The sequence below is a fragment of the Pseudomonas sp. GNP014 genome, from assembly GCF_054344005.1.
Window position 1 is genome coordinate 2471688 of record NZ_JBTGUS010000001.1, and the last position, 17875, is coordinate 2489562.

The 17875-nt window shown below is 60.2% G+C and carries 15 protein-coding genes; 14 read left to right on the top strand and 1 reads right to left on the bottom strand.

What is annotated here, in order from left to right; translation table 11 throughout:
* Nucleotides 1-31: 31 nt before the first annotated feature.
* Entirely contained in the window at nt 32-946 is a 915-nt protein-coding gene (locus ACXX9E_RS10985) for a LysR family transcriptional regulator (protein WP_123464995.1), read from the bottom strand.
* A 219-nt stretch (nt 947-1165) separates the two neighbouring features.
* On the opposite strand from ACXX9E_RS10985, the gene ACXX9E_RS10990 reads away from it, so the two are divergent.
* From ACXX9E_RS10990 to ACXX9E_RS11055, 14 genes are all read left to right on the top strand, one after another.
* Entirely contained in the window at nt 1166-1888 is a 723-nt protein-coding gene (locus ACXX9E_RS10990) for a tellurite resistance TerB family protein (protein WP_458555423.1), read from the top strand.
* Between the two features lie 272 nt (nt 1889-2160).
* Nucleotides 2161-3258, top strand: a complete 1098-nt coding sequence (locus ACXX9E_RS10995) for an acyltransferase family protein (protein WP_458555424.1) — start codon at nt 2161-2163, stop codon at nt 3256-3258.
* Nucleotides 3255-4343, top strand: coding sequence for an acyltransferase family protein (locus ACXX9E_RS11000; RefSeq protein ID WP_458555425.1), 1089 nt, complete (start codon nt 3255-3257; stop codon nt 4341-4343). The genes ACXX9E_RS10995 and ACXX9E_RS11000 overlap by 4 nt, the downstream gene beginning before the upstream one ends.
* Nucleotides 4344-4621: 278 nt before the next feature.
* Nucleotides 4622-6244, top strand: coding sequence for a methyl-accepting chemotaxis protein (locus ACXX9E_RS11005; protein WP_128615349.1), 1623 nt, complete (start codon nt 4622-4624; stop codon nt 6242-6244).
* Complete coding sequence (locus tag ACXX9E_RS11010; protein ID WP_222833577.1) at nt 6244-6762, top strand: chemotaxis protein CheW; 519 nt, start codon at nt 6244-6246, stop codon at nt 6760-6762. The genes ACXX9E_RS11005 and ACXX9E_RS11010 overlap by 1 nt, the downstream gene beginning before the upstream one ends.
* On the top strand, nt 6759-8030 hold the full coding sequence (locus tag ACXX9E_RS11015) for a CheR family methyltransferase (protein ID WP_429541385.1): 1272 nt from the start codon (nt 6759-6761) through the stop codon (nt 8028-8030). The genes ACXX9E_RS11010 and ACXX9E_RS11015 overlap by 4 nt, the downstream gene beginning before the upstream one ends.
* On the top strand, nt 8027-8710 hold the full coding sequence (locus ACXX9E_RS11020; protein WP_123465008.1) for a chemotaxis protein CheW: 684 nt from the start codon (nt 8027-8029) through the stop codon (nt 8708-8710). The genes ACXX9E_RS11015 and ACXX9E_RS11020 overlap by 4 nt, the downstream gene beginning before the upstream one ends.
* Nucleotides 8707-10983 (top strand): hybrid sensor histidine kinase/response regulator, encoded by a 2277-nt coding sequence (locus ACXX9E_RS11025; RefSeq protein ID WP_458555426.1) that lies wholly within the window; start codon nt 8707-8709, stop codon nt 10981-10983. The genes ACXX9E_RS11020 and ACXX9E_RS11025 overlap by 4 nt, the downstream gene beginning before the upstream one ends.
* Nucleotides 10980-11990, top strand: coding sequence for a chemotaxis response regulator protein-glutamate methylesterase (locus ACXX9E_RS11030; RefSeq protein WP_123465012.1), 1011 nt, complete (start codon nt 10980-10982; stop codon nt 11988-11990). Before ACXX9E_RS11025 ends, ACXX9E_RS11030 begins: the two co-directional genes overlap by 4 nt.
* Before the next feature lie 48 nt (nt 11991-12038).
* On the top strand, nt 12039-13040 hold the full coding sequence (locus tag ACXX9E_RS11035) for a response regulator (RefSeq protein WP_123465014.1): 1002 nt from the start codon (nt 12039-12041) through the stop codon (nt 13038-13040).
* Between the two features lie 643 nt (nt 13041-13683).
* Nucleotides 13684-14779 (top strand): peptide chain release factor 2 gene (prfB, locus tag ACXX9E_RS11040; RefSeq protein WP_099758102.1). Its coding sequence is split into 2 segments (ribosomal slippage): nt 13684-13755 and nt 13757-14779, totalling 1095 coding nucleotides; the frame shifts between segments, so codons are not numbered across the junction.
* Between the two features lie 114 nt (nt 14780-14893).
* Entirely contained in the window at nt 14894-16396 is a 1503-nt protein-coding gene (gene lysS / locus ACXX9E_RS11045; RefSeq protein WP_003222049.1) for a lysine--tRNA ligase, read from the top strand.
* A 105-nt stretch (nt 16397-16501) separates the two neighbouring features.
* Nucleotides 16502-17215, top strand: a complete 714-nt coding sequence (locus ACXX9E_RS11050; RefSeq protein ID WP_123465016.1) for a TetR/AcrR family transcriptional regulator — start codon at nt 16502-16504, stop codon at nt 17213-17215.
* Nucleotides 17216-17315: 100 nt separating this feature from the next.
* Complete coding sequence (locus tag ACXX9E_RS11055; protein WP_123465020.1) at nt 17316-17870, top strand: hypothetical protein; 555 nt, start codon at nt 17316-17318, stop codon at nt 17868-17870.
* Nucleotides 17871-17875 lie beyond the last annotated feature (5 nt).

Sequence of the window (17875 nt, forward strand, 5' to 3'; positions counted from 1 at the left end):
ACAAATTCTAAATACTGAAGGTGGCATTCGATTAAATAGATGGCTTGCGTCCGCCGTGGGGTTGTTCGCGGGCGACGGTGAGGAAGGGGTCTACCAGTGCCGGCCGCGCGGTGCCGCGACGCCAGGCCAGCCCCACGTCAAGGGTCTGGTTAAGGTCGGCGATTGGTCGCGCTTCGATGATGTCGCCCTCCAGTGACCATGGGCGATAGGTCATGTCCGGCTGAATCGACACACCCAAACCGGCGGCGACCAGACTCCGCACGGCCTCTGTGGACGCGGTTCTCAGGGTGATCTTGGGTTGCAGCCCGGCGCCACGCCATAGACGTTGGGCATTGCGATCCATCTCGTCGACGTTGAGCTGAATCAGCGGCTCGCCGGCGACGTCGGCGAGGTTGATGCTGTCGTGTTCCAGCAGCGGATGCTGGGCCGGTAGCCACAAACGATGCGGTGAATGAGTCAGCACTTCCGTCTGCAAGGCATGGCGGTCTTCAAGGTTGGACAGGATCAGCACGCCGACATCTATCTCGCCGCTGACCAGCAAATGCTCGATGTAGGGGCGTTCATCTTCCATCACCCGAATCTCCACGTTGGGATAGGCACGTTGGAAACGGGTGAGCAAATCCGCCAGGTAATAACCGGCGACCAGACTGGTCACACCGACGATCAACTGTCCGGCGACCTGATCGGTGCTCTGTTGCAGGCTGCGCTTGGCGTTATCCACGGTGGCCAGAATCAGGTGCGCCTGGCGCAGGAATTGATGACCTTGATGTGTAAGGGTCATGCCCTTGGCGTGCCGGCTGAACAGGCTGACGCCGATTTCCTCCTCCAGTTGCTGGATCGCTAACGTCAGGGTCGATTGGGAAATGAACGCGGTTTGCGCAGCGGCGGAGATCGAGCCGGTTTCGGCCACGGCGATGAAGTGACGGATCTGACGCAGGGTCATCATGAGAAGGGTACCCAGTGGGCGGTTTTTATAGATTGGCCTGAGTGTATATCTGTTTTTTAGATGCAGAGTGGGGCTGCTTCGCAGCCCGGCGGGAACAAGTTCCCTTGCCACAGAGGCGTTGAGCAACATCTGGAAGCACACTCGAACGCCGGGCGGAGGCACTTTCGATCTAGGCTGAGGGCCTTGTAGATCCGGATAACCCCTGTTTGGAGGCGGAACATGAACACCCGTGGATTACTCGATCAATTGCTCAAGTCTGGCCAGGATCTGTTGCAGAACAAGGCCGGCGCGGCGCAGAACAAATCGGCTGCCAGCGGTCTGGGCGGTTTGCTTGGCGGTACTTCAGGCTCCGGCGGCCTCGGTGGCTTGCTCTCCGGCGCGGGCGGTGGTGCCTTGGCGGCGGGTGCCATGGGCTTGTTGATCGGTAGCAAAAAGGCCCGCAAGGTCGGTGGCAAAGTCGCGGTTTACGGTGGTCTCGCTGCGTTGGGTGTGCTCGCCTACAAAGCCTACGGCAACTGGAACGCGCAGAAAGGCCTGACCCCGCAACGTGAGCCGCAGACCCTCGATCGCCTCCCAGCGGTGCAAGCCGAGCAACACAGTCAGGCAATTCTCAAAGCCTTGGTTGCCGCCGCCAAGGCCGACGGCCACATCGACGATCGTGAACGCCAACTGATCGAAGGTGAATTCACCAAGCTCGACAACGACCAGGAACTGCAGCACTGGCTGCACGCCGAGCTCAACAAACCCCTCGACCCGACGGATGTCGCTCGCGCTGCCAGCACGCCGGAAATGGCCGCTGAAATGTACATCGCCAGCGTGATGCTGGTGGACGAGGAAAACTTCATGGAGAAATCCTATCTCGATGAATTGGCGCGCCAACTCAAACTTGAACCGGGGTTGAAAACCGAGCTTGAAAAGCAGGTGCGACAAGCGACCCGGTAACCTTTCAGGTTTCATCGCGTTGAGGTCAATGCCGACCAGTCATTGACCTTCGCGAACGGGGGCTTGTTGGCTCAGCCTTTGTGATCCTCATCGCAGGATTGACCCCAGGCATCCGTTGGCGTCTTGCACTAAAAACCAGAAAGCAGAAAACCGAGGCCATGAAGTGAGTCCTCGGATAAACGTCCGTCGCTTTTTTGGGGTTCTTCCGAATACAAGTTCGGGAAACTCGCTCAACGGAGCAACATCCACTGAAGAAGGAATCTTCAAGCAAAATGGTCAGCACCCATCGTTTGACTTACCTCGATTCTGTCAGAGCTCTGGCAGCATTGGCGGTGGTCATTTCTCACTATATTGAAAGAACACCGCTGTTCAATTGGGCGATTTTCGATTACTTCCGTCCCGGTCAGTTCGGCGTGGTGGTTTTTTTCATGGTCAGTGGTTTCGTGATCCCGTTCAGTTTCAAGGACGGTCCGGGAAAAACCAGGCGTTTCATACTTTCAAGATTTTTCAGGCTGTACCCTGCCTATTGGCTTTCAATAGTGTTGGCCTGTGTTGCCATTGCTTTTTTTGTTTCGGGCGAACTTGATCGGGCGAGAGTGCTGGCGAATGTCACCATGCTTCAAACGATGATCGGATACTCCAACTTGTTTGGCGTGTATTGGACTTTATTTGTCGAGTTGGTCTTTTATGGACTGTGTATTGCACTGAGCCTGGTCGGGTTGCTGGGACATCTCAAAGTCCGCTTCTGGTTGGCGATAGCGTTGCTGATGCTCTCGCTGGCGGGGGCAGCAGGCCGCTATTATTATGCGCTCCCGGCCCCCGTCGGAATCTTGTCATCGCTGTCGTTGATGTTGTTTGGGGGATTGTGGCGTAACTTTCAGATTGATCGGGATCCCAAGGCAAAACGCTACAGTTTCATCTGGATTGCTGTATTCGTTATCGCCTTTCCGATCATTGCACTGTTGGCCTACGATGTTGATCAAGGGCTGCGAGAAAGTGCCTGGAATTTTATCGGCAGTTATTGGGCTGCGCTGCTGTTCTTCATGTTAACTACCACGGTATTGAAGTTGGAAAACCGGATACTCGCCTTTCTCGGGGCGATCAGTTATTCGGTCTACTTGACTCATCCGTTTTTTCTGGAGTTTTTTGACTCAAAAGTTAGTTTGCAAAACGGTTTCAATCTTCCCGTTTTTGCTCTTTATTGCCTGGGCACCCTTGTCCTCTCATCACTTTGTTATTTTCTGATAGAGAAACGCTCGATCGGATTGGGGCGGCAGATCAATGCGCAGCTCGATGCACGGTTGACGCGCAGGAGTGCGATCAGCAGAGCGAAGGCATCAGCACTCGAAGCGGGAGTTCAAGTTGATTGAATACATTAACTTTCGCTGATAACGGGGCAGGAAGCCCACGGTGTCGACTGACGCATCTGGATGCCTTAAGGGGCATCGCTGCAATGTTGGTGGTGGTCGCACACTTCATTGAAAGAACTCCGCTCAAGGACACGTTTTTTTTCACCTGGGTGAACCTGGGGCAAGTGGGCGTGGTGATCTTCTTCTTGCTCAGCGGGATGGTCATTCCCTATAGCCTGAAGGAGGGGCGGCACGCGCTGGCGACTTTTGCCGTTTCCCGGTTTTTCAGGTTGTACCCGGCGTACTGGTTTTCCATTGCACTGGCGGTTGCGAGTTTGGACTGGTTTTTATCGACGCCTGTATCGCTCTCGACTGTATTGATCAACATGACGATGTTCCAGGCTGTTCTGAAAACACCGGATCTGTTCGGCGTTTACTGGACGCTGATCATCGAGATGTTTTTCTACGTGGCCTGCGCGGCGTTATTCAGCGTGGGACTTCTGGGCAAAGCCTGGGTGCGATTCGGCGCGGCAATCGGCCTGCTGACCGTGGCGCTGATCTTTGCCATCTGCAGATTCTATCTGGCCAAAAAGATCCCCGTAGCGCTGCCGTTGTGTCTGTCGATCATGTTTTTTGGCAGTCTGTGGCGCGACGTCAGCTTTGGCGTGGCGGACTCACACGTTCGCCGATTGGTCGCTGTCTGGCTCGCATTGTTTGTGGTTTTGCTTGTGCCTATATGCCTGCTGGCTTACACCACCGACCATGGGCATAAGGAAAATCCGTTCACTTATCTGATCAGCTACTTGATCGGTATGGCCTCTGCGCTTGTCGTGACCTTGTACCTGCGAAGAACCCTCAAGAGCCTGACGTTTCTGGGCACGATCAGTTATTCGGTGTACCTGATACACCCATTTTTTCTGGAGTGGGCGGCGTACGCGACAGACATGCGAGCCCAATTCAATGTGGGGGTTTTTCTGAGCTACCTGGTAGCGACGCTGGTGCTGGCCAGTTTCAGTTATGCCTTGCTGGAAAGGCCAAGTATCGGCATGGCAAGAGCGATCAATGCGAGATTGCAGGGAAGCTTCAGGCAAAGAGCGCAGGCCTGAGACAAACTGCAATTCCGGGTAAAAGTGGGCCTCGGTTTTTGTTTACAGCCTCAACATGCGATTACGTTTTCGGCCGCGCAACACCCGCTATGGCCGATCCGTCGCCCCTTTTTGCCATTACCCCACTGGCACGCCAACCCCGGATTGGCGGACAGTCCCATTCCAGAGCCGCCCGCCAAACCCTGTCGGTGGGGCCCGAGGGTTGAAAAGCGTCTTATAAATGAAACACCGCCCTCGGCTATACTCCCCGCATTTCGACTTAGGCACGAGGAATCACTGTGAAGAACTGGACGTTGCGCCAACGCATTTTGGCGAGCTTTGCGGTGATTATCGCCATCATGCTGCTGATGGTCGTCGTCTCGTATTCGCGCTTGCTGAAGATCGAGGCCAGTGAAAGCAGCGTACGTGACGATGCGATTCCTGGCGTCTATTACAGCTCGATGATTCGCGGTGCGTGGGTCGACAGTTACCTGCAGACTCAGGAACTGCTGGGCCTCAAGGAAGGGCAGGGCATCAGTAGCGAAGACGTGGCCGACTACAAGGCGTTCGAGAATCGCCTGCAAGAGCAGATGGCCAGCTATCGCAGCACCATCACCACCGACGAGGACCGTATCGAGTTCGCGGCATTCGAAAAAGATCACGACGCTTACATGCAGATCCAGGATCAGGTGCTCGATTTGCACAAACGCAATCTGGAAGTCGAGGCGGTCAAGCTGTTCAGCGAGAAGCTGACCCCTGCGTGGTACACCGGCCGCATGAAACTCAATGACATCATTGGTGAGAACAAGAAAGTCGCTGATCAGGCCATGGCCAACATTGATGAAGCGGTGGCCGCGGCCAAGATCAGTATGTTTGTCTCGCTGCTGGTAGCCGTCCTGGCAGCCGGTGCCTGTGGCCTGCTGCTGATGCGCGCGATCATGGCCCCGATGAACCGCATTGTGCAGATCCTGGACATCATGCGCACCGGCGACTTGAGCAGCCGCCTCAACCTTGAGCGCAAGGACGAATTCGGCGCAGTGGAAACCGGCTTCAACGACATGATGACCGAGCTGACCGCGCTGGTGTCTCAGGCCCAGCGTTCATCGGTGCAGGTGACCACCTCGGTAACCGAGATTGCCGCCACCTCCAAGCAACAGCAGGCCACCGCTACCGAAACCGCGGCCACCACCACCGAAATCGGCGCGACCTCCCGTGAGATCGCCGCCACCTCGCGGGACCTGGTGCGCACCATGACCGAAGTGTCGACCGCTGCCGATCAGGCCTCGGTGCTTGCCGGTTCCGGCCAGCAAGGCCTGGCGCGCATGGAAGACACCATGCACTCGGTGATGGGCGCGGCCGATCTGGTCAACGCCAAACTGGCGATCCTCAATGAGAAGGCCGGCAACATCAATCAGGTGGTGGTGACCATCGTCAAAGTTGCCGACCAGACCAACCTGTTGTCGCTCAACGCGGCGATCGAGGCGGAGAAGGCTGGCGAATACGGTCGCGGTTTCGCCGTGGTCGCCACCGAAGTGCGGCGTCTGGCGGATCAGACCGCTGTCGCCACCTACGACATCGAGCAAATGGTCCGCGAGATCCAGTCGGCGGTGTCCGCCGGGGTGATGGGCATGGACAAGTTCTCCGAGGAAGTGCGCCGCGGCATGGCCGAAGTGCAGCAGGTCGGCGAACAACTCTCGCAGATCATCCATCAAGTGCAGGCGCTGGCACCGCGCGTATTGATGGTCAACGAGGGCATGCAGGCCCAGGCCACCGGGGCCGAACAGATCAACCACGCGCTGGTGCAATTGGGCGACGCCAGCAGCCAGACCGTTGAATCGCTGCGTCAGGCCAGTTTCGCCATCGACGAACTGAGCCAGGTGGCCGTCGGGCTGCGCAGCGGCGTTTCGCGATTCAAAGTCTGATGAGCGAAATCACCGCCAAACGCGGCGCTGCGCCGGTGGCGAAACAGGCTTTGTTCCTGCTGTTTCGGATCGGCAACGAACGCTACGCCTTGCGCGCCACCGAGGTGGCGGAAGTGCTGCCGCGCCTGCCGTTGAAGCCGATTGCCCAGGCGCCGAACTGGGTTGCCGGGGTGTTTGCCTATCGGGGTGCAGTGGTGCCGGCGATCGACCTCAGTGCACTGACCTTCGGCCATCCCGCCGAGGCGCGCACCAGTACGCGGCTGGTGCTGGTGCATTACCGCCCGGATGCACTGCAACCGCCGCGCTGGCTGGGGCTGATCCTTGAGCAGGCGACCGACACGCTGCGCTGCAACCCTGAAGATTTTCAGCCGTATGGCCTGGACAATCGTCAGGCGCCTTACCTCGGCCCGGTGCGCGAAGATGCCCAGGGGCTGGTGCAGTGGGTGCGGGTCAACGACTTGCTGGATGACGCGGTGCGTAGCCTGCTGTTTCCGGCGCCGCTTGAGGCGCAGTCATGAGCAGCGACCAGCGGTTTTTCGATTTCCTCAAGGAACGCATCGGTCTGGATGTCACCTCGGTCGGGCCGGCGATCATCGAGCGCGCGGTGCGCCAGCGCACCACGCTCTCGCAAGCGGCGCACAGCGATGAATACTGGCAACTGCTGCAAGGTTCGCGTGACGAACAGCAGGCATTGATCGAGGCGGTGATCGTCCCCGAAACCTGGTTTTTCCGTTATCCGGAATCCTTCGCCACGCTCGGCAAGCTGGCGCGCAAGCGTCTGGACGAATTGAACAACATGCGCGCGCTGCGCATCCTCAGCCTGCCGTGCTCGACCGGCGAGGAGCCCTATTCGATTGCCATGGCCTTGCTCGATGCCGGCCTCAAACCCCATCAGTTCAAGGTCGACGGCATGGATGTCAGCCCGCTGTCGGTGGACAAGGCGCGGCGCGCGCTGTACGGCAAGAACTCGTTTCGTGGTCAGGATCTGGACTTTCGCGAGCGTCATTTCACGGCCGAGCAGGACGGCCATCGGGTCAGCGAAGCCGTGCGCGAACAGGTGCGCCTGCAGGCGGGCAATGTGCTGGATCCGACACTGCTGGCCAGCGAACCGCCGTTCGACTTTGTGTTCTGCCGCAACCTGCTGATCTATTTCGATCAGCCGACCCAGCAGCAGGTTTTCGCCGTGCTCAAGCGTCTGACTCACGTCGATGGCGTGCTGTTCATCGGTCCGGCCGAAGGCAGTCTGCTCGGGCGCCTGGGCATGCGCTCGATCGGCATCCCGCAGTCGTTTGCCTTCAGTCGACACAATGATCCGGCACCGGAACCGCTGTCATTGCCGACCCCGACGCCATTACCCGTGCGTCAACCTTTGCGCAGTCCGCCACCACCGCCAGTGCGCCCGCGTCCGTTTGCCAGCGTTGCACCGTTGCCCGTCAGCAGCAAAAGCGCCAACCCGGACGCGGCGACCTTGCTCGCCAACATCGCTGCGCTGGCCAACGAAGGCAAGAGTGCCGAAGCCCGTGCGGCATGCGAGCAGTTCCTGCGCAGTCACGAACCGGTGGCGCAGGTGTTCTATTGGCTCGGCCTGCTCAGCGATGTTGCCGGCTCTGCACTCGAAGCCCAGAGTTATTACCGCAAGGCCTTGTACCTCGAACCGCAACACCCTGAAGCGTTGATGCACCTGGCCGCGTTACTCCAGGCCCAGGGCGACAGCGCCGGCGCCAGACGATTGCAGGAGCGCGCCGCGCGCAGCGGCCGCACCGCCGACAGTGAGCGTAAACGATGATCCCGTCCGACACCTTGAACGTCACCCACGAAGACGCCCGGGCCATCGACGATTGCTGGAACCGCATCGGTATCCACGGCGACAAGTCCTGCCCGTTGCTGGCCGAACACATTCACTGCCGCAATTGTTCGGTGTATTCCGCCGCCGCCACGCGCCTGCTCGACCGTTATGCGTTGCAGCAGGACGAACGCGACCCGGTGGCGACCACCGTCGAAGCCGAACTGAAAACCCGTTCGTTGCTGATGTTCCGTATCGGCGAAGAATGGTTGGGTCTGGCGACTCGCAGTCTGGTGGAGGTCGCGCCGTTGCAGGCGATTCACTCGTTGCCGCATCAGCGTTCGCGGGCCTTGCTGGGTGTGGCCAACGTGCGCGGCGCGCTGGTGGCGTGCCTGTCGCTGGTCGAATTGCTCGATCTGGATGGCAACGCCGCACCGGCCAATGGCGCGCGGATCATGCCGCGCATGCTGATCATCGCCGCCCACGGCGGGCCCGTGGTGGTGCCGGTGGACGAGGTCGACGGCATTCATGCCATTGATGAGCGGATCCTCGACGCCGCCTCGCAATCCGCTGCGCAAGCCAATGCCAGATACACCCGTGGCGTGCTGCAATTTCGGGGTCGCAGCCTGCGTTGGCTGGATGAAGAACAGCTGCTGTCCGCCGTGACCCGGAGCCTCACATGACCCCCGAGCAAATGCGCGACGCTTCCTTGCTGGAGCTGTTCAGCCTCGAAGCCGAAGCCCAGACCCAGGTCCTCAGTGCCGGGCTGCTGGCGCTGGAACGCAACCCGACCCAGGCCGATCAACTCGAATCGTGCATGCGTGCGGCGCACTCGCTGAAAGGGGCGGCGCGGATTGTCGGCATCGACAGCGGTGTCAGCGTCGCGCATGTGATGGAAGATTGCCTGGTCAGCGCGCAAGAAGGGCGCTTGCTGCTGCGCCCGGAGCACATCGACGCGCTGTTGCAGGGCACCGATCTGTTGATGCGTATTGCCACCCCGGCCAATGCTCCGCAACTCAACGATATCGAAACCTACGTGGCGCTGATGGCGAGCCTCGCCGACCCCTCCGCTGCACCGGCAACGTTTGCCGCTGCGCCGATGGCCGAGTTGCAACTTGAAGCGCCGCCGGTGCCTGCGCCCGCTCCCGAGGTTCCGTTCGAGCCCGCTGAACCCGCGCCGCGCAAGAGCAAGCGCACCACCGAAGGCGGCGAGCGGGTACTGCGGGTCACCGCCGAGCGCCTGAACAGCCTGCTCGATCTGTCGAGCAAATCGCTGGTGGAAACCCAGCGCCTCAAACCGCATCTGGCGATCATGCAACGCCTCAAGCGCATGCAGAACAATGGTCTGCGCGCGCTGGAAAACCTCAACGTGCATTTAAAGGAACACGCGCTGAGTCTTGAAGCGCTGGAAGCCCTGGAAGATGCGCGGCGCCTGCTCGCCGAATCCCAGCAACTGCTGAGCGAGAAAAACGCCGAACTCGACGAGTTCGCCTGGCAAGCCAGTCAGCGTGCGCAGGTGCTCTACGACACCGCGCTGGCCTGCCGCATGCGGCCGTTTGCCGACGTGCTCACCGGTCAGGTGCGCATGGTCCGCGACCTGGGGCGCAGCCTCGGCAAACAGGTGCGGCTGGAAATCGAGGGCGAGAAAACCCAGGTCGACCGCGATGTGTTGGAAAAACTCGAAGCGCCGCTGACCCATTTGTTGCGCAACGCGGTCGATCACGGCATCGAAACCCCGGAGCAGCGCCTGCTCAAGGGTAAACCCGAAGAAGGCCTGATCCGCCTGCGCGCTTCCCATCAGGCCGGTCTGCTGGTGCTGGAATTGAGCGATGACGGCAATGGCGTCGATCTGGAAAAGGTTCGCCGCAGCATCGTCGAACGGCAGTTGTCGCCAGCAGAAACTGCGGCGCAGTTGAGTGAAGAAGAGTTGCTGACCTTCCTGTTCCTGCCCGGTTTCAGCCTGCGCGACACGGTCACCGAAGTCTCCGGGCGGGGCGTCGGCCTCGACGCGGTGCAGCACATGGTCCGCCAGTTACGCGGAGCGGTGGTGCTGGAGCAAACGGCGGGCGAGGGCAGTCGCTTTCATCTGGAAGTGCCGCTGACGCTGTCGGTGGTGCGCAGCCTGGTGGTGGAAGTCGGCGACGAAGCGTACGCCTTTCCACTGGCGCACATTGAACGCATGTGCGATCTGGCGCCGGACGACATTGTGCAGGTCGAAGGGCGTCAGCATTTCTGGCACGAAGGCCGGCACGTCGGGCTGGTCGCCGCCAGTCAATTGCTTAACCGCCCGGCCAGCCAGAACAGCGGCGAAACCCTTAAAGTCGTGGTGATCCGAGAGCGCGATGCGATTTACGGCGTCGCGGTCGAACGCTTCATTGGCGAACGCACCCTGGTGGTGTTGCCCCTCGACGAGCGTCTGGGCAAAGTCCAGGACATCTCCGCCGGGGCCTTGCTCGACGACGGTTCGGTGGTGTTGATCGTCGATGTCGAGGACATGCTGCGCTCGGTGGACAAGCTGCTCAACACCGGACGCCTGGAACGCATTGCCCGCCACGGCAATCAGGCGGCGGAAGCTGCGCGCAAGCGGGTGCTGGTGGTGGACGACTCGCTGACCGTGCGCGAACTGCAACGCAAACTGCTGCTCAATCGCGGCTACGACGTGGCCGTCGCGGTGGACGGTATGGACGGCTGGAACGCGCTGCGTTCGGAGGACTTCGATTTGCTGATCACCGACATCGACATGCCGCGCATGGACGGCATTGAACTGGTCACCCTGTTGCGCCGCGACAACCGCCTGCAATCGCTGCCGGTGATGGTGGTGTCGTACAAGGATCGTGAAGAAGACCGACGCCGTGGACTGGACGCCGGGGCGGACTATTATTTAGCCAAAGCCAGTTTTCATGACGACGCTCTGCTCGATGCAGTGGTCGAGCTGATCGGAGGCGCGCGGGCATGAAGATCGCAATCGTCAACGACATGCCGATGGCGGTGGAAGCGCTGCGCCGGGCGCTGGCCTTCGAGCCGGCACATCAGGTGGTCTGGGTCGCCAGAAACGGTGCCGAGGCGGTGCAACTGTGCGCGCAAAACACTCCGGACCTGATCCTGATGGACCTGATCATGCCGATCATGGATGGCGTCGAAGCCACTCGGCGGATCATGGCGGAAACCCCGTGCGCCATCGTGATTGTCACGGTCGACCGCCAGCAGAATGTGCACCGGGTTTTCGAAGCCATGGGCTACGGCGCGCTGGATGTGGTCGATACCCCGGCCCTCGGTGCCGGCAATGCCCAGGAAGCCGCCGCGCCGCTGTTGCGCAAAATCCTCAATATCGGCTGGCTGATCGGCGAGAAAACCCCGCGCTCGCGTCCGGCGCCGACGCCGCCGCGCAGTTCGGCTTCGCGCCAGCGGCTGGTGGCGATCGGTTCGTCGGCGGGCGGGCCGGCGGCGCTCGAGGTGCTGCTCAAGGGCCTGCCGCGCGATTTCTCGGCGGCCATCGTGCTGGTTCAGCACGTGGACCAAGTGTTCGCTGCCGGAATGGCCGAATGGCTGGCCAGCGCCAGCGGCCTCGACGTGCGCCTGGCCCGCGAAGGCGAGCCGCCGCAGGCCGGCGCGGTCCTGCTGGCCGGCACCAATCACCATATTCGCTTATTGAAAAACGGTACGCTGGCCTACACCGCCGAGCCGGTCAACGAGATTTATCGGCCGTCGATCGACGTGTTTTTCGAGAGCGTCGCCAGTTACTGGAACGGCGACGCCGTCGGGGTTTTATTGACCGGGATGGGACGCGACGGGGCGCAAGGGCTTAAGCTCATGCGCCAGCAGGGTTATTTGACCATTGCGCAGGACCAGCAGAGCAGTGCGGTGTACGGCATGCCTAAGGCCGCTGCGGCTATTGATGCCGCTGTGGAAATCCGTCCACTGGAAAAGATAGCGCCACGATTGCTGGAGATTTTCCCCACATGAACAGATGTATCCGCAATCCTGGCTCCCGCAGTACACAGGTGACCGCCCATGAGTGACTTACAGATCGACGACATTAAAACCGACGAAAACGCCGCCATGGTGTTGTTGGTGGACGATCAGGCGATGATCGGCGAGGCCGTGCGCCGTGGGCTGTCGAACGAAGAGAACATCGACTTCCACTTCTGTTCCGACCCGCATCAGGCCATTGCCCAGGCCGTGCGGATCAAACCGACGGTGATCCTGCAGGATCTGGTGATGCCCGGCCTCGATGGCCTGAGCCTGGTGCGCGAATACCGCAATCACCCGGCGACCAAGGACATTCCGATCATCGTCCTGTCGACCAAGGAAGACCCGCTGATCAAGAGCGCGGCGTTTTCCGCCGGCGCCAACGATTATCTGGTGAAGCTGCCGGACACCATCGAACTGGTAGCGCGCATCCGATATCACTCGCGCTCCTACATGACCCTGTTGCAACGGGATGCGGCCTACCGTGCGTTGCGGGTTAGCCAGCAACAGTTGCTCGACACCAACCTGGTGCTACAGCGGCTGATGAACTCCGATGGCTTGACCGGGCTGTCCAACCGCCGGCATTTCGACGAATACCTGGAGCTGGAATGGCGCCGTTCGCTGCGTGATCAGAGTCAGCTGTCGTTGCTGATGATTGATGTCGATTACTTCAAGTCCTACAACGACACCTTCGGCCATGTCGAGGGTGACGAGGCCTTGCGCAAGGTCGCCACGGCGATCCGCGACGCCAGCGCCCGGCCGTCGGACCTGCCGGCGCGTTATGGCGGTGAGGAGTTCGCGCTGGTGCTGCCGAACACCTCGCCGGGCGGCGCGCGGCTGGTGGCGGAGAAACTGCGCCAGACCGTGGCGGCACTGAAGATTCCGCACAACACTCCGGCGGAAGGGGCGAGCCTGACGATCAGTATTGGTTTGGCGACGATGGTGCCGCAGGCGGGGAGCGATTGCCGGTTGCTGATTTCGGCGGCGGATCGTGGGTTGTATCTGGCGAAGAACAGTGGGCGTAATCAGGTTGGTATCGAGTAACGGCTGACCCTCACCCCAGCCCTCTCCCGGAGGGAGAGGGGGCCGACCGAGGTGTCTGGCGCTGTTCATCGACCTGATCGACCGAGTCGATTATGGATCTTCAAGCTTTGCGATTCCGGATTCGGCAAAGCCATTTCAAGTCGGCGTAACTCCCCAATATCCCCCAATCGGTCCCCTCTCCCTAAGTGAGAAGGGGCAGGCCGAGGTGTCTGGCGCTGTTCATCGACCTGATCGACCGAGTCGATTGTGGATCTTCAAGCTTGGCGATTACGGAATCGGTAACGCCATTTCAGGTCGGCGTACCTCCCCAATATCCCCCAATCGGCCACCTCTCCCTAAGTGAGAAGGGGCAGGCCGAGGTGTCTGGCGCTGTTCATCGACCTGATCGACCGAGTCGATTATGGATCTTCAAGCTTGGCGATTCCGGATTCGGCAAAGCCATTTCAAGTCGGCGTAACTCCTGAACATCCCCCAATCGGTTCCCTCTCCCTCTGGGAGAGGGCTAGGGTGAGGGTTGGCAATCTCCACTCAGGCAGAAACCTCAAGCCATTCACCCCCCACACCCGCCAGACGGGCTGCCGTGACAGCGTGATTACGTTATACTCGCCGGCTTTCAAAAGTTCGCCAACGAGTGCTGCCCGTCATGGAAATCAACCCGATCCTGAACACCATCAAGGACCTGTCCGAGCGCTCCGAAACTATTCGGGGGTATCTTTGACTACGATCAAAAGCATGAGCGTCTGACCGAGGTCAATCGCGAGCTTGAAGATCCGAGTGTCTGGAACAAACCTGAATACGCCCAGGAACTGGGCCGCGAGCGCGCCGCGCTGGCGCAGATCGTCGACACCCTCGACGAACTGAACGGCGGTCTGGCCGATTGCCGCGACCTGCTGGACATGGCTGTCGAAGAAAACGACGAAGGTGCAGTGGGCGATGTCGTCGCCGAACTGGCCCGTCTGGAGGAAAATCTGGCCAAGCTGGAATTCCGCCGCATGTTCAGCCACGAGATGGACCCGAACAACGCCTACCTGGACATCCAGGCCGGTTCCGGCGGCACCGAAGCCCAGGACTGGGCCAACATCCTGCTGCGCATGTACCTGCGCTGGGCTGACAAACGCGGTTTCGACGCGACCATCATGGAACTGTCGGCCGGTGAAGTCGCCGGTATCAAAGGTGCGACCGTGCACATCAAGGGTGAATACGCCTTTGGCTGGCTGCGTACCGAGATCGGCGTCCACCGTCTGGTGCGCAAGAGCCCGTTCGACTCCGGCAACCGTCGCCACACCTCGTTCTCCGCGGTGTTCGTCTCGCCAGAGATCGACGACAAGGTGGAAATCGAGATCAACCCGGCAGACCTGCGGATCGACACCTATCGTTCCTCCGGTGCCGGTGGTCAGCACGTAAACACCACCGACTCGGCCGTACGTATCACCCACGTACCGACCAACACCGTGGTCAGCTGCCAGAACGAACGTTCCCAGCACGCCAACAAGGACACCGCCATGAAAATGCTGCGGGCCAAGTTGTACGAGCAGGAAATGCAGAAGCGCAACGCCGCATCCCAGGCCCTGGAAGACACCAAGTCCGACATCGGCTGGGGTCACCAGATCCGCTCCTACGTGCTTGACGCGTCGCGGATCAAGGACCTGCGCACCAACATCGAACGCAGCGACTGTGACAAGGTGCTCGACGGCGACATCGACGAATACCTGGAAGCCAGCCTGAAATCAGGGCTGTAAAAGACGCAATACAGCATCGGCTGATTCAACCCGATCCCTGTAGGAGCCAGCCCAGCTGGCGATCTCCGGGCCGCCAGGCCCGGGGGCAACGAACCTGATGGAATATCTAAAGACATGAGCGACCAACAACTCGACCCGCAAGCCCTGCAACAGGAAGAAAACTCCCTGATCGCCCTGCGCAAGGAAAAGCTGGCTGCCGAGCGCGCCAAGGGCAATGCCTTCCCGAACGACTTCCGCCGCGAAAACTACTGCGAAGATCTGCAGAAGAAGTACGCGGACAAGACCAAGGAAGAGCTGGCCGAGGCTGCAATTCCGGTCAAGGTTGCCGGTCGCATCATGCTCAACCGTGGCTCGTTCATGGTGATCCAGGACATGACCGGTCGCATCCAGGTCTACGTCAACCGTAAGACTCTGTCCGAAGACACCCTGGCCGCCGTGAAAACCTGGGACATGGGCGACATCATTGCCGCTGAAGGTACCCTGGCGCGTTCCGGCAAGGGCGACCTGTACGTGGAAATGACCAACGTGCGCCTGCTGACCAAGTCGCTGCGCCCGCTGCCGGACAAGCACCACGGCCTGACCGACACCGAACAGCGCTACCGTCAGCGTTACGTTGACCTGATCGTCAACGAAGACGTGCGCCAGACGTTCCGCGTGCGTTCGCAAGTGATCGCGCACATCCGCAGCTTCCTGATGAAGCGCGACTTCCTCGAAGTCGAAACGCCGATGCTGCAGACCATTCCGGGCGGCGCTGCGGCCAAGCCGTTCGAAACCCACCACAACGCGCTGGACATGGAAATGTTCCTGCGTATCGCGCCTGAGCTGTACCTCAAGCGTCTGGTGGTCGGTGGTTTTGAAAAAGTGTTCGAGATCAACCGCAACTTCCGTAACGAAGGCGTTTCGACGCGTCACAACCCTGAATTCACCATGTTGGAGTTCTACCAGGCTTACGCCGACTACGAAGACAACATGGACCTGACCGAAGAACTGTTCCGTGAACTGGCGCAGCTGGTGCTGGGCAGCACCGACGTGCCGTACGGCGACAAGGTGTTCCACTTCGGCGAGCCGTTCGCCCGTCTGTCGGTGTTCGACTCGATCCTCAAGTACAACCCTGAGCTGACCGCCGATGATCTGAACGACATCGACAAGGCGCGCGCCATCGCCAAGAAAGCCGGCGCCAAGGTGCTGGGCTTCGAAGGTCTGGGCAAGCTGCAGGTGATGATTTTCGAAGAGCTGGTCGAGCACAAGCTGGAGCAGCCGCACTTCATCACTCAGTACCCGTTCGAAGTGTCGCCGCTGGCCCGTCGTAACGACGAGAACCCGAACGTCACCGACCGTTTCGAACTGTTCATCGGCGGCCGTGAAATCGCCAACGCCTACTCCGAGTTGAACGACGCGGAAGACCAGGCCGAGCGCTTCATGGCGCAGGTGGCCGACAAGGACGCCGGCGACGACGAAGCCATGCACTACGACGCCGATTTCGTGCGTGCGCTGGAGTACGGCATGCCGCCAACGGCCGGTGAAGGCATCGGCATCGACCGTCTGGTGATGTTGCTGACCAACTCGCCGTCGATCCGCGATGTGATCCTGTTCCCGCACATGCGACCGCAAGCGTAAACGTTTCAGTTGAAAAGCCGCCTAAAACAGGCGGCTTTTTATTGCCTGTCTGGTACAAATGTATCAATTGGTTACTTTTGAAATAACAGAGGAAGTCCAGTCGTGATGGTTGCAATCGCTCAAGAAGGTGCAGCGGGTATCGCCACTGCGGTCGCTGAAAGTGTTCAGTACCAGGGCCGTAAGGCCAGCCGACAGGGCAGCGAGCAGCGTCGCCAGGACATTCTCGACGCGGCGATGCGCATTGTCGTGCGTGACGGCGTGCGGGCTGTGCGCCATCGCGCGGTGGCGGCCGAGGCGGGTGTGCCGCTGTCGGCCACCACTTATTACTTCAAGGATATCGACGACCTGCTCACCGATACCTTCGCCCAGTATGTCGAGCGCAGTGCGGCGTACATGGCCAAGCTGTGGATAAACAATGAAGGCCTGCTGCGCGAGATGGTGGTCAGCGGCGACGGCAGCCCCGAGTCACGCTCGCAACTGGCCGATAATATTGCGCGGCTGATGGCCGATTATGTGCACCGGCAACTGCTCAACCGTCGCGAGCATCTGATGGCCGAGCAGGCCTTCCGCCAAGAGGCGCTGCTCAACCCGCGTCTGGCGGATCTGGTGCGTTCGCATCAGCAGATTTTGCTGCAGGGCACCTGCCAGTTGTTCCAGGTGCTGGGCTCGCGCGAACCGCAGCAGGATGCCAAGGTGTTGACGGCGATTATCGGACGGATGGAATATCAGGGCCTGCTCAACGACGCCGAGCCTTTGGCCGAACAGGACATGCTCGGCATTCTGACGCGCTACATGCACCTGGTGCTCGCGTCGGTCTGACCCTCTGGGGGAAACACCTGACCCTGCGGGAGCGAGCTTGCTCGCTCTGACAGGTTCAGTGGTGTATTCGAGGGTGGCGAATGTTCATAGGGAGTATTGAATGAAAGCCTGGCGTGGCGTGCTGATCGCCTTGTCGTTCCTGCTGCTCAGTGGCTGTCTGGTGACCTTCAAGGAGCCGCTGACCGCCAGTGACCCGGCGCCCAAGGGCCTGCTCGGCAAATGGTCGAGTACCAATGCCTGGGGCGAACCGATGAACCTTGAACTGACGCGCCTGGGCAACGACCGCTATCAGGCTGTCACGTACTTCAAGGCCAAGCCCCGCGAACGCGAAGCCTATCCGTTCACCGTTTCGCGCCACGGCAGCCGCTGGTACCTGTCGGCGAAAGTCCCGGCGCAGTACGGCGGCCATTACACCATCGCCGGTTTCGAGCTCACCGATAAACACGAACTGGTGATCTACAACCTCGATCTCGAACAGATCAATCAAGCGATCAAACAGAAAGCCCTCGACGGTCAGGCCTTTCAGACCGACGATGGCGACGGCGTGCAGGTCGACAGCAACCTGGACAAGGTCTTTGCTTACCTCGACGATCCGGCCAATTCCGATGTGTTCGTCGAAGCCGCGCGCTATCAGCGTCAGGCCCGCGCCAAATAATTCAG